This window comes from Acinetobacter uliginosus, assembly GCF_044130295.1.
Taxonomy (GTDB): domain Bacteria; phylum Pseudomonadota; class Gammaproteobacteria; order Pseudomonadales; family Moraxellaceae; genus Acinetobacter.
The window spans coordinates 16134-29569 of the sequence record NZ_JBIQOC010000044.1 but is presented as its reverse complement, the minus strand read 5'-3'; the positions used below and the strand labels follow the sequence as shown (position 1 = coordinate 29569).

Sequence of the window (13436 nt, the reverse complement as noted above, 5' to 3'; positions counted from 1 at the left end):
GTTATTCTGTAACAGATGTTACAATTCAGAAATATTTAAAAAAATGATTTAATTTTTATTTAGTTATCTTATTTAATCCTTAGGTTTTAAATGTATATTGAATTGAATTAAAAAGCTTTTAGGGTTTAAAGCAAACTGTTTTTCCATCTCATAATCGGGAAAATACAGAGCAATGCCAACACAGTAATCAAGCTTAAATAACTCGCATAACCCAGGAGATCGCCTAAAATCCCGCTTAGGCTATACAGTCCACCGCTCACGGTTGCCATCAACGCCACCTGGAAAGTGAAATCTGTTCCTGCCAAATGTTTGCGGCTGTATTGCATGACCAGAGTCAGCATCACCACCAACAGCATGGCGGAAATCATGTCTTCAGCAGCATTAATCAGATAGATCATCCAAGTTTCAATAGGACCTTGGGTCTCATATTGAACAGCTAGCCATGCGTAGGCAGCCAAAGTGAAAATTTTCAGAATAGAAAAACCGAGTAAAGCATGCTCACGGGACACATACTTCAGGCTGAACCCTGCAAGCCCTGCACCGATGAGTGCAGCCACAGCGCCAAGCATGGTCACATAAATGCCAATTTGGGAAAATGTCAGTCCTAAATCCACCATTAAGGGTTTCAGCAAAGGCCCAGCTAAACCATCGGCAATTTTAAAGGTGATGAGCACCGCTAACCATGCAGCAAGATTTTGCTCTCGATAAAAATAAGCCAGATAATCTTTTATTTTTTGCCAGCGAAATGTTCCTGCTTCGGTACTGGACGGCATATGCTTTAATCGTTGCGGTTCTTTCAGCCATAAAATCGGTAAAGTATTCAACAGCACCAGTCCCGCCAAGATTAAAAATGTGCTTTGCCAATCCAGCCAGTCCAGTGCCCATAAAATAGCCCCTCCACCGACAATAAAGCCTAGTCGTGAGCCAATGACCTGAAAGGTATTACCCCAATGTTGCTGCTGACTGTTCAGCATATTGACTGCCAGACCATCGGTAGCAATATCCTGCGTTGCACCGACCAGATTCATGCTCAGTAAAGCCACAAAAAAAGCCAGCAAATATTCAGGCTGGTTTAAAGCCTGAATCGGCAGAAAAGATAAGCCAGTCAATACCACCACACTCAATAACTGGGTCGGAATAATCCAGCTACGGTAATGTCCAAATGCTGCATAGCCAAAATGGTCAACCCATGGTGCCCAGAAAATTTTGATTGACCAGGGCAACATCAATAAGCCAAAACCGCCAATCTGTGCCAGCGATACCCCTTGGGCACGTAAAATAACGGGTAAGGCATGGGTCATAAAACCAACCGGTAAACCTTGGGCCCAATATAAAGAGAACAACAAGAGATAGATGTTACGTGTACTCGGCATAGTGGGCCCTTCGGGTCAAAACCGGATTGACTGTTTTGATCAGGCAAGCTGAATGACAGTTGATATTTTGCCAATGAATCTTATTTTACAAAAGCTTAACATGTTTAAAAGCCGATAAATTTATCCGGGAGTGCAATCAGACACCATGACTCAACACTTTCCGATCTTACCCGATCAGGTGCCTGCCCGTAGTGGTCACTTAAGCCGAAATATTTTCAAAAAATTATTTCTTGCCCAAGGCTGGAGTTTTGAGGGTGATTTTCCCAACCTACCGAAAGCGGTCGCCATTATTTCTCCACATACCTCGAATATCGATGCCTGGCACGGTTTTGCCGCACTGCTTGGACTGGGCATCAAGATCACGGTTTTTGGCAAACACACCCTATTTAACACACCGCTGAAACCCATACTTGAATGGATTGGGGTGATTCCGGTCAATCGCAGTATCCAACAAGGTACCACTCAGCAAATTATCGACTTCATTAATACGCAACAGCAGATCTGGGTCGGTATGGCACCGGAAGGAACACGCAAACAGGCTGAATCGTTTAGAAGTGGTTTTTACCGCATTGCCGTGGGTGCGCATATCCCGATTGTGATGTTTTCACTGGATTATAAAAACAAGGCGATACACTGTCTGGGCGTGTTTCAGCCAACAAGAAATTACGCGCAGGATGTAGAACAGATTTTGGATCACTATACCGGCAAATTTTCAGCCAAAAATCCGGACTGGTTAGCCAAGCCATTACAAAAACGTTTAAAAAACAGCTAGTCAAAATAGCAATTATCTGCTGTCATGTGCGCAACTTTTCATCAAATTGATATACAAATTCAACCATGAAGCTTGTGCAATATTCTTTCATTGCTCTACTAGGTCTTGGACTGATTGGCTGTGATAAAACCACCAAAACCCCACCGCAAACCACAGCCATCAAGGCCCGTGAACCTGTCATTGCCATTGCGCTTGGGGGTGGTGGGGCTAAAGGATTTGCCCATATTGGTGTGCTAAAAGTTTTAGAATCGCACGGCATTAAGCCAAAAATCGTTACCGGAACCAGTGCCGGAAGTTTTGTCGGCAGTATTTATGCCAGTGGTAAAACGCCCTATCAACTACAGCAAATAGCACTGACTTTAAAAGAATCGGATATCCGTGATTTAACCCTAAACAGTCAAGGTGTTGTACAAGGTCAAAAATTGCAGAATTATGTGAACCAGCATATTGCTAATAAACCGATTGAGCAATTCCCGATTCGCTTTGCAGCGGTTGCGACCCGTCTGGACACCGGCACTAAAGCTGAATTTATTAAAGGCAATGCCGGTCAGGCCGTGCGTGCTTCCTGCAGTATCCCCAATGTCTTTGTTCCCGCTACCATCGGTGGGAAACAGTATGTCGATGGGGGGCTGGTCAGCCCGATTCCGGTGAAAACAGCGAAAGCGATGGGTGCAGATATTGTTATTGCCGTCGACATTTCTGCACGACCGAGTGGCAATCAACCGATGAATATGTGGGGCCTGCTGGACCAGACCATTAATATTATGGGTCAACAAAGCATTCATGAAGAACTGAATCAGGCCAATGTGATCATTCAGCCTAAAGTAGGACATTTAGGCACGCTGGATTTAAAAGCCAGCAATGCATCCATTCTAGAAGGCGAAAAAGCGACCCAGCTGAAAATCATCGCCATTAAAAAGGCAATCAGCGACTTTAAAAAATCACCCGCAGCCTTTAAATCCGCGCCAAAATCCAGAATCTAAAAAATATGCTTTTTTAATATTCAAAGACTTATTCATCTGCTAAATTGATATGGAGGCCTTATAGTCTCTCTTTATTTTGACAATACACGAGTAGATGTATGGAATTTGCATTCGAACCTTGGCATTGGTTTGTACTCGGGGTATTACTGATGCTTTCTGAATTGGTAATCCCCGCTTTTGCTGCACTATGGTTTGGCATCGCAGCCATCATGGTCGGTGTTTTATTCTGGATGTTTCCGATGATGGGCTTAACCACCCAGATTGTCACCTGGATTATCCTATCTGTGCTATGCACCTTGTTGTGGTTCAAATTTATCAAACCACTTTCTATTGATAAAACCAAAGCCGGATTATCTCGTGAAGCGACTATTGGTCAGGTGGGCATGGTCATTCAGACTCATATGCAACATGAACTGATCACGGTGCGTTTTCCCATGCCGGTTTTGGGGTCAGATGAGTGGAACTGTCGGACTCTGTCTCCGGTAGAAGTGGGTGATCGAGTTCGCGTGGTCGATATTCTCGGCAATGATCTGGTGGTTAAACCACACCATCCCAATAACGAAAATATATAAGTGAGGAAATAACATGTCTGGTGGAACAATTATTGTTTTAGCACTGCTGGTTTTTGCCGGCGTGACCATTTTTAAAGGGGTGCGCATTGTCCCGCAGGGTTATAAATGGATCGTGCAACGTCTGGGTAAATACCATACCACTTTGGGACCGGGACTCAGTTTTGTCATTCCGTATATTGATGAAGTGGCTTATAAAGTCACCACCAAAGATATCGTGCTGGATATTCCTTCACAGGAAGTAATTACCCGTGACAATGCGGTACTGCTGATGAATGCAGTGGCGTACATTAATATCACTACCCCGGAAAAAGCGGTTTACGGCATTGAAAACTATACTTGGGCCATTCAGAACCTGGTGCAAACTTCACTTCGTTCAATTGTCGGTGAAATGGATCTGGATGATGCGCTATCCTCACGTGATCACATTAAAGCAAAACTGAAAGCCGCCATTTCCGATGATATTTCCGATTGGGGCATTACCCTGAAAACTGTGGAAATTCAGGATATTCAACCCTCATCTACCATGCAGGCTGCAATGGAAGCACAAGCGGCTGCCGAGCGTCAGCGTCGCGCTACCGTGACCAAGGCAGATGGTGAAAAACAGGCCGCCATTTTAGAGGCCGATGGTCGTCTGGAAGCTTCACGCCGTGATGCAGAAGCACAAGTCGTCTTGGCTGAAGCCTCACAAAAAGCCATTGAGATGGTGACTTCAGCCGTGGGTGATAAGGAAATTCCAGTTGCTTATTTGCTTGGTGAACAATATGTCAAAGCCATGCAGGACATGTCGAAGTCCAACAATGCCAAAACTGTAGTCTTACCTGCCGACATCCTGAACACCATCCGTGGAGTAATGGGACGCAACCAGTAAGCTACTCTTTTATATTAAAAAATAGACAGCCTTTGCTGTCTATTTTTATTTACATTGAGAAAAACTCTGCAATTTTTTTTAATCTATGGTTAAATTTCGCGTTATTTTTTGAAATGATTTGTGCTTTTTATTTAAAAGCCTGTATTTCGATCTACTGTCCACCTTGTAAATGGATACCGTATGAACTCCCTGAATCCGACCCTGATTACCTTTCTTTTTTATATTGTCGCCATGATCGCGATTGGCCTTATGGCTTATCGCGCGACAGCCAATTTCTCTGATTACATTTTAGGGGGTCGTCGTTTAGGTAGTTTCGTGACAGCGCTCTCTGCCGGTGCTTCAGATATGAGTGGCTGGTTGCTGATGGGCCTTCCCGGCGCAATTTATCTTTCAGGTTTATCTGAAATGTGGATTGCAATTGGCCTGATTATTGGTGCATGGCTCAACTGGCTGCTGGTGGCCGGACGTTTACGTGTACACACCGAAGTACAGCACAATGCCCTGACCTTGCCGGACTATTTTTCCAACCGTTTTAATGACCAGAAGAAAATTTTACGTGTGGCATCGGCTTTCATTATTCTGATTTTCTTTGCCATTTATTGTGCTTCCGGCATGGTGGCTGGTGCGCGCCTGTTTGAAAACATGTTTGACCTGTCCTATAGCACGGCACTGTGGATCAGTGCGATTGCCACCATCAGTTATGTATTTATCGGTGGCTTCCTCGCGGTCAGCTGGACCGACACCATTCAAGCGTCATTGATGATTTTTGCTTTGTTGCTCACCCCTATTGTGACCATTCTGAGCTTCTCCGACCTGTCGCAAATGACTCTGGCACTTGAAGCTGCACGTCCACAAGCGATGGATATCATGGGTGATCTAAGCTTTGTGGCGATTATGTCCTTACTTGCCTGGGGCTTAGGCTACTTTGGTCAACCACATATTCTGGTGCGCTTTATGGCAGCAGATTCGGTGAAATCCATTCCCAATGCACGCCGTATCGGTATGACCTGGATGACGTTATGTCTAGGTGGTGCGGTGGCAGCAGGCTTCTTTGGGATTGCCTACTTCCAGCAGCATCCGGAACTGGCTGGTGCTGTGACGGCCAATCCTGAAACTGTATTTATGGAACTGACCAAAATTCTGTTTAATCCGTGGATTGCAGGTATTGTACTGGCTGCCATTTTAGCCGCGGTGATGAGTACCCTGAGTTGTCAGTTACTGGTCTGCTCAAGTACCTTGACCGAAGACTTTTACAAATCCTTCTTGCGTAAAAATGCCACACAAAAAGAACTGGTCTGGATTGGCCGCCTCATGGTGTTACTGATTGCCCTGCTTGCCATCTGGATGGCTGGAAACCCTGAATCCAAAGTTTTAGGTTTGGTGGCTTATGCATGGGCAGGTTTTGGTGCAGCCTTTGGTCCACTGATTATTCTGTCTTTGTTCTGGCGTCGTATGACTTTAAATGGCGCACTTGCAGGTATGCTGGTCGGCGCTGTGGTGGTGATTCTATGGAAAAACCTGTTGGGCAATACCGGTGTTTATGAAATTATTCCCGGCTTCATTGCTTCAATCATTGCCATTGTCGTGGTCAGCCTGCTGGGTAAAGCCCCTTCTGCTGAAGTCACCACCCGTTTCGATGAAGGTGACCGCCTATATAAAGCATCTAAATAATTTTTACAGTCTAAGCTTATAAAAAAAGAGGATTTATGATCCTCTTTTTTTAGTCTTGGCTGCTGTATTTGAATCAAATTAACTTTTACGCGCCAATAAAAATTCTGAAATCTGGTTCAATTCAACTGCATTTTCAGCAAACATCTCCAAAGCATTAAAGGCCTGATCATGCAGCTCTTTGGCATAGGCTTGAGCTTTTTCCAGCCCCATGAGTGCAGGATAAGTTGATTTATCTACTTGCTCATCCTTACCCGCAGTTTTCCCCAGTACTGCCGTATCGGAAATAATATCCAGAATATCATCCTGCACCTGAAAGGCCAGTCCAATCGCTTGCGCATATTCACGCAGTTTAGGAATAGCAGGATCTGTGCCTTCAAATACGGTCACGGCTGTCATCATCACGGCTGCAGAAATCAGGGCACCGGTTTTATTGCGGTGAATATTTTCCAGAGCATCCTGATCCACACGCTTGCCTTCAGCCTGTAAATCCAGCACCTGACCACAGACCATTTTCGAGCTGGCAGTCGCCAGAATTTGCATCTGTTTTAAAACAATGGTCGGAGCAACTGCCGGGCCCTGATCAAACAGGCGACTGCCCAAGATTTCAAAGGCCATCGACTGCAAAATATCCCCTGCCAATAATGCCGTATCTTCCCCAAAAGCGACATGACAGGTTGGTTGACCACGACGCAAGGAATCATTATCCATACAGGGTAAATCATCGTGGGCCAGTGAATAACAGTGAATCATTTCAATGGCGACTGCAGCACGGCGTACGGCAGCAAAATTTGCATTCGGTTTTAAAGCAGCGGTGGCATAACAAAGTGCAGGACGTACCCGTTTTCCACCCAGCATGACCGCATGATACACAGCCCCTTTAAGCGGCTCCGGAATGGAAAATGCGTCTAATGCCGTTAATAAATCTTGTTGAATACGTTGCTGTGCTTGAGTTAATGCATTTGCTTGCACGTCAGTTAAAGATGACACATTCGCCTCGAATACTTTGCTTTGGGAATAGATCGGGAAAATTAAAAATGACCCCGATCTAATATACAACGCTCTTGTCACCTTCGACAGAGAACTTGCGATTCCTCATCTACATGAGAATTGAACCGTCATCATCGTTTAAGCTTTAATCAGGCTAACTTATTGATCAATGACAAGCAGCATGATACTGCTTTCTCGCAAGATTCTCTATCTTGTTTGCTATTTCAAGCTATCTTTCGGAATTCGAACCCAGCCTTCCATCAGTACCCGCGCACTGCGGCTCATGACAGCTTTTTTGACCACCCATTGTCCATTTTCCTGCACAGCTTGTGCGCCGACTCTTAAGGTACCTGATGGATGTCCAAAGCGTACCGCTTCACGTACTCCGCCACCTGCTGCCAGATTAACCAAAGTTCCAGGAATCGCAGCAGCTGTACCGATCGCCACTGCAGCCGTTCCCATCATGGCATGATGCAGTTTGCCCATCGACAAGGCACGAACCAGCAAATCAACATCAGTGGTTTGAATGTCTTTACCGCTTGAAGATGTGTAGGCTTTAGGTTTCGATACAAAGGCAATTTTCGGGGTATGCTGGCGCTTTTCCGCTTCAGAAATGTCCTGAATCAGACCCATCTGTTTTGCGCCATAAGCACGGATAGTTTCAAAACGTGCCAGTGCCTGAGCATCGCTATTGATAGCATCCTGTAATTCTGTACCCTCATAGCCAATATCTTCAGCATTTAAAAAGATGGTCGGAATACCAGCATTAATAAAGGTCGCCTGGAAAGTTCCGATTTCTGGCACTTCCAGGGTATCTACGACATTCCCCGTTGGGAACATGGCTCCGCCCTCTTCACCATCATCAGCCGGGTCCAGAAATTCAATGGCAACTTCAGCTGCCGGGAAAGTCACCCCATCCAGCTCAAAATCACCTGTTTCCTGCACCTGTCCATTGGTGATCGGCACATGGGCAATAATGGTTTTTTGGATATTGGCTTGCCAGATACGGACTGTACAAATGCCATTTTCAGGAATACGTTCTGCACTGACCAGGCCATTGGAAATGGCAAATGAGCCGACTGCAGCCGTTAAGTTACCGCAGTTGCCACTCCAGTCCACAAAAGGCTGATCAATCGAAACCTGTCCAAATAAATAATCGACATCATGATCTGGCTGGGCACTTTTGGCCAAAATCACGGTTTTACTGGTACTTGAAGTTGCTCCACCCATGCCATCAATCTGCTTGCCATATGGATCAGGGCTTCCAATCACTCGCAGCAATAACTGATCACGCACTTTTCCAGCCTGCTGTGCAGCTTGTGGCAAGTCATCCAGTTTAAAGAACACCCCTTTACTGGTACCGCCACGCATATAAGTTGCTGGAATCTTGATTTGTGGAGCAAAACTCATTTCTCTTTTATCCTTTCATTTATCATTGTTGTACATCGCCGTCAGCAAAATGCTAAAAAGTATCATAGCGATTTTTTTATGAAATAGATGCTTTCTTGACTTAAGTATAAAAAACGAATACCAAACTTTTTTTCATCATTTACATCATTTTATTTTATGTATTAAAAAATAAAATTAATTTATTGATTCAAAATAGGAATATATAAAATATTTTTTATATGATTATTTTTTAACAATCCCTCTCTAGAGCCCGTACTAGGCTTATACATTTCAATCTATTACAATCCATTTCAATCCTTTCCTTACACATTGTCGGGCTGAATACTTTGAACAACGAGTCTTCCAAACTTCAGCGTGGCTTAAAGAACCGTCATATCCAACTGATCGCCATGGGCGGTGCAATTGGGACAGGCTTATTCTTAGGTTCCGCACAGGTCATCCAATCTGCTGGTCCTTCCATCATCTTGGGTTACGCCATTGGTGGTTTAATCGCCTTTTTAATCATGCGCCAACTGGGTGAAATGATTGTTCATGAGCCTGTAGCAGGATCATTTAGCCACTTTGCCAATAAATATTGGGGCAAATTCCCGGGCTTCCTGGCGGGCTGGAATTACTGGATTTTGTACGTTCTGGTTGCCATGACAGAGCTTACTGCAGTCGCCAAATATATTAATTACTGGTGGCCGCATATTCCTGCATGGGCTTCGGTACTGTTCTTTTTCATTGTCATTACTCTGGTCAATCTCGGCAATGTCAAGTTTTATGGCGAATCCGAATTCTGGCTTTCCATTGTTAAAGTGACTGCCGTGATTTCCATGATTGTTTTCGGCCTGTATTTATTACTGACCGCAGATGCAGGATCAACCTCTTCATTTAGCAATCTTTGGTCACATGGCGGTTTCTTCCCGAATGGTTTTGAAGGCCTGTTCTATATGCTGGCTTTCCTCATGTTCGCCTTTGGCGGTATTGAACTGATTGGTATGGCGGCTGCAGAAGCCAAAGACCCGGAAAAGACCATTCCTAAGGCCATTAACCAGGTCGTGTTCCGTATTCTGATTTTCTATATTGGCTCACTCACGATTCTTTTATCCTTAGTACCTTGGAACCAGCTGGAACTGGGTGGTATGGATAAAAGTCCATTTGTAATGATTTTCAGTCAACTCGGAATTGGCTGGGCAGCACATCTACTCAATTTCATTATCTTGACTGCGGCACTGTCTGTTTATAACAGCGGTATGTATGCGAATAGCCGTATGCTGTATGGTCTGGCACAGCAAGGCAATGCACCGAAAGCGTTCATGAAAGTAAATAAACAAGGTGTGCCTATTCCCGCTGTTTTATTCTCAGCCCTGCTCATTTTCGGTTGTGTGCTTTTAAACTACTTTGTCCCAGAAGACGCTTTGGGCCACTTGATGTATGTGGTCGTAGGTGCCTTGGTACTCAACTGGGCCATGATTAGTTTGACACATCTGAAATTCAAACAGGCTGTCAAAAACGCTGCGATTCAAACCAAGTTCCCTGCACTCTGGGCTCCTGTCAGCAATTATGTGGTACTGATCTTTATTGCGACAGTACTTTATATTATGTGGACCCAAGGTTTTAAAGAATCCGTATTGATGATTCCCGTCTGGATAGTGCTGATGTTTGGCCTATTTAAAAGCCTAAAGACGAAGAAATCTTAAACATAAAAATCATTTTAAAAAGTTATTGTTTCGACAATAACTTTTTTTTTACCGGTATTTGCGCTACATTAGCTGCGCATTGCGCCCTTAGCTTAACTGGATAGAGCAGTTGCCTCCTAAGCGACCGACGTGGGTTCGAGTCCCGCAGGGCGCACCACCCCGATAGCAAAATATAAAATAATTTAGTTAAAAGTAATTTATATTCATATAGATAAGATAAAAACATAACAAAATATAAGTGAATATATAAGGATATAGTTGCAAAATATAAGGATATGATTGAGGATATATGCAGTTCTACTTAATATGTATCCTTATTCAATCATGGCCAAAAAGACTATTCCGCTATCTGACTCCAAATGTACTGGGGCAAAACCACAGGAAAAAGACTACTCTTTGTATGATGGTCATGGACTTATTTTGTTTATCCGAAAGAGCGGATCAAAGGTATGGCGATTTAAATATAAAAGAGCCAATGGTAAAGATGGCTTAATGACTTTAGGCAACTTCCCAGCTTTAAGCTTAAAAGCTGCCAGGGATAAGCGCCGTGAATTAGAAGAACTAATTGCTAATGGTATAGATCCAATTGAATACAGCGAAGTGCAAAAAGCTAAATTGAATAATGCATATAGTTTTGAGGTTATAGCTCGAGACTGGCATAAGGAATATAGCAATACAGGTCGCTGGATTAGACATACAGCAGAAAGAGCATTAAAGAACTTAGAAGATTATGTTTTCCCTATCATCGGGCAACAATCGATAGATGCAGTAAAGCCTAAAGACCTTGTTAAAGTTTTACGCTCCATTGAAGAATCTGGATATACAGAAGTATTAAAGAAAACTCGTCAAAGATTTAGCAGCATATTTTCTTATGCAATATCACGCGGCCTTATAGAAGAGAATCCTGCTTATTTTCTAAAAGATGTTTTTGTAATAACGAAAAAGTCTAAACATCATCCTCAATTACCTTTAGAGCAACTGCCTGAGCTTTTGCAAAGATTAGAAAGTGATAAAGGTTACCCTATAACGAAATTATGTACGGCATTTGCACTTCATACATTTGTACGTTCCAGTGAGTTTCGTTTTGCACGTTGGAGTGAGTTTGATCTTCAAAAAGGCCTATGGACTATCCCGGGAGAAAGAGAGTTCATCCCAGGACAAAAGTTTTCTAATCGTGGTGCCAAGATGAAATTAGACCACTTAATACCACTTTCACCTCAAGCTATTACCCTGCTCAAAGAAATCCACAAATATAGCGGAATGACAAAAAATGTATTCCCTAAAAACGGTGACCCTCAAGGTTTTATTAGCGAGTCCACAATCAACAAGACCCTACGCCGTATCGGCTATGACACTAATAAAGATATATGCGGACATGGTTTTAGGGGGATGGCTTGTTCTGCCTTGGTACAAAGCACCCTATTCCAAAAAGAAGCTGTAGAGAAGCAAATGAGTCACCAAGAGCGTGATCAGGTCCGGCTCGCTTATACCCATCAGGCAGAATATCTGGAAGAGCGTAAAGCCATGCTCAACTGGTGGAGTGACTACCTAGAAGCCAACCGAGTGAAGCATATCAGTCCATATGACTTTACTCAGCAATTGCTTAATGATGATGTAATCAATTTCAAATATGCAAAACTCGCCAAATAACCGATTTTAACAGTTTGCTAAGTCTAGATTAGCTTCCGAAAGTCGGATGCCTAATCCGAATTGGCTTATTGATTTATTAAGAATACTGTAGGAGATATGAATAATAATGAGTGATATTAAAAATCCAGCTCCTTTTTATAGTTTAAAAGAAGCATCAAAAGAATTAAACAGACTACTAAAAGTAGACTATTACGATAGCAAAAAACTGTTATCCATGGCTTTAGTGTACGATCTGAAGCTTTATATTTTTGCTAAAGGATGGGAAGGAGTGGCTTATTATTCTGAAGATATGACACCAGAATATGATGAGCGTACTGATGTTGATAAATTTGGTGGATATACCGATATACATCTAAGACATGATGAAACAATAGAAACAATAGTGAATGCGATACTTAATTCATTTTTAAGTAAAGGATGCTTGCTTCAAATTCCACTAGAAGCAATCAAAATTTTAACTTTAGAAAAAAAATGCAATTTTGATAGCAACATTAGTAATTTTCTTAATTTATTAGATATTGCCGACTCTTTTACGGCAAATCCCCCAAATTACTTTTTAGAATTATTTAAAAGAGAAAGCCCTTACCCTCCCATTATAAATCATCTTTATCACAGTAAAATTGATATAGATGTGGTTAAATCTCTTGTTGATATAATGATCTATGGAATACAGCTTAAATCAATTAGCCAATACATGACTCTAAATGATTTTGTGGAACCAAAAGAAACAGCTCACATAACTATTGATGGCAATAGTACAGATCTCTTACTTCAAATTATCAATAGAACGGATATTCTCATAACACATTATCAACTTTCCAGAATCATAGATGGTGTCTTGGTTATCCGTGAAAAAGAACAGTCAACTTTTGAAGATCTAATAACACAGCAAACATCTAAAAAACCTCAAGGTAAAAGTCAGGCAAAAATAGAGGCACAAGTGGCAGCAAGAGCGATTGCATTACACTTATGGAAAAATGACAAAGAGCGAAAAATAAAAATAGGTTCAATGTGTCAGCAAGTATGGAATACATTATGCGAAACTGAACACCGAGAACAGCTACCAGATAAAGTAGAATCTTTAAAAGATTGGATTAGAGATATTGCTCCTGCGTATGCAAAGCTGGGAGGCAGACAAAAAGAATATTGACCAAGTGAAACTTAACCTATATTAAGTGGAACTTGCTCACTATTAACTAATATAAATCAAATACATAATCACCCCATACTTTTTCATGTATGGGTATTTTTATGTCTATTTCTCCATTACGAGTACAGTTCAAAACAGCTTGCGAATTGTTAGATGTAAGCCGTGAATCACTGCGTCATATCATACGCACTGATGCTACCTTTCCACGCCCATTGAAATTCGGCGATACAAAACAAGCCCCTGTATATTTCGACTACGCGGAGCTTTTAGAATGGCACAACAGTAAGAAACAAAGCCTTGTAATTATGGAGGCTTGAT

At 42.5% G+C, this 13436-nt stretch carries 12 protein-coding genes and 1 tRNA gene; 10 read left to right on the top strand and 3 right to left on the bottom strand.

The genetic code is table 11. From position 1 onward, the window contains the following. Positions 1-125 precede the first annotated feature (125 nt). Positions 126-1373 (bottom strand): MFS transporter, encoded by a 1248-nt coding sequence (locus ACE01T_RS09625; protein WP_180080633.1) that lies wholly within the window; start codon positions 1371-1373, stop codon positions 126-128. Positions 1374-1518: 145 nt separating this feature from the next. Here ACE01T_RS09625 and ACE01T_RS09620 point away from each other — a divergent pair, with 145 nt between their 5' ends. The 5 genes from ACE01T_RS09620 to putP all read left to right on the top strand — a co-directional run bounded on the left by ACE01T_RS09620 (position 1519) and on the right by putP (position 6239). After that, positions 1519-2145 (top strand): 1-acyl-sn-glycerol-3-phosphate acyltransferase, encoded by a 627-nt coding sequence (locus ACE01T_RS09620; RefSeq protein ID WP_180080631.1) that lies wholly within the window; start codon positions 1519-1521, stop codon positions 2143-2145. Positions 2146-2210: 65 nt separating this feature from the next. After that, positions 2211-3128: a patatin-like phospholipase family protein gene (locus ACE01T_RS09615; protein WP_180080629.1), complete on the top strand. Its 918-nt coding sequence runs from the start codon at positions 2211-2213 to the stop codon at positions 3126-3128. A 98-nt stretch (positions 3129-3226) separates the two neighbouring features. After that, the gene (locus tag ACE01T_RS09610; protein ID WP_180043221.1) at positions 3227-3700 is read left to right on the top strand and encodes an NfeD family protein; all 474 of its coding nucleotides are present in this window, start codon (positions 3227-3229) and stop codon (positions 3698-3700) included. Positions 3701-3713: 13 nt separating this feature from the next. Further along, the gene (locus ACE01T_RS09605) at positions 3714-4568 is read left to right on the top strand and encodes an SPFH domain-containing protein (protein ID WP_180080627.1); all 855 of its coding nucleotides are present in this window, start codon (positions 3714-3716) and stop codon (positions 4566-4568) included. 180 nt (positions 4569-4748) lie between these two features. Continuing rightward, complete coding sequence (gene putP / locus ACE01T_RS09600; RefSeq protein ID WP_180080625.1) at positions 4749-6239, top strand: sodium/proline symporter PutP; 1491 nt, start codon at positions 4749-4751, stop codon at positions 6237-6239. Between the two features lie 78 nt (positions 6240-6317). Here putP and ACE01T_RS09595 read toward each other — a convergent pair whose 3' ends face one another. Both ACE01T_RS09595 and prpF read right to left on the bottom strand, forming a co-directional pair. Then, the gene (locus ACE01T_RS09595; protein ID WP_180080623.1) at positions 6318-7226 is read right to left on the bottom strand and encodes a polyprenyl synthetase family protein; all 909 of its coding nucleotides are present in this window, start codon (positions 7224-7226) and stop codon (positions 6318-6320) included. A gap of 219 nt (positions 7227-7445) precedes the next feature. Further along, positions 7446-8636 carry a 2-methylaconitate cis-trans isomerase PrpF gene (prpF, locus tag ACE01T_RS09590; RefSeq protein ID WP_180080622.1) on the bottom strand — a complete coding sequence of 397 codons (1191 nt, stop codon included), beginning with the start codon at positions 8634-8636 and terminating at the stop codon, positions 7446-7448. Between the two features lie 326 nt (positions 8637-8962). Between prpF and ACE01T_RS09585 the strand changes: the two genes are divergently transcribed. The 5 genes from ACE01T_RS09585 to ACE01T_RS09565 all read left to right on the top strand — a co-directional run bounded on the left by ACE01T_RS09585 (position 8963) and on the right by ACE01T_RS09565 (position 13435). Continuing rightward, the gene (locus tag ACE01T_RS09585; RefSeq protein WP_180043225.1) at positions 8963-10318 is read left to right on the top strand and encodes an amino acid permease; all 1356 of its coding nucleotides are present in this window, start codon (positions 8963-8965) and stop codon (positions 10316-10318) included. An 81-nt stretch (positions 10319-10399) separates the two neighbouring features. Further along, positions 10400-10475: transfer RNA gene (locus tag ACE01T_RS09580), tRNA-Arg, on the top strand. Positions 10476-10642: 167 nt separating this feature from the next. Beyond that, positions 10643-11968: a tyrosine-type recombinase/integrase gene (locus tag ACE01T_RS09575; protein ID WP_395519179.1), complete on the top strand. Its 1326-nt coding sequence runs from the start codon at positions 10643-10645 to the stop codon at positions 11966-11968. 106 nt (positions 11969-12074) lie between these two features. Continuing rightward, positions 12075-13118, top strand: a complete 1044-nt coding sequence (locus ACE01T_RS09570) for a hypothetical protein (protein WP_395519176.1) — start codon at positions 12075-12077, stop codon at positions 13116-13118. A 101-nt stretch (positions 13119-13219) separates the two neighbouring features. Next, complete coding sequence (locus ACE01T_RS09565; protein ID WP_395519175.1) at positions 13220-13435, top strand: transcriptional regulator; 216 nt, start codon at positions 13220-13222, stop codon at positions 13433-13435. Position 13436: the final 1 nt, after the last annotated feature.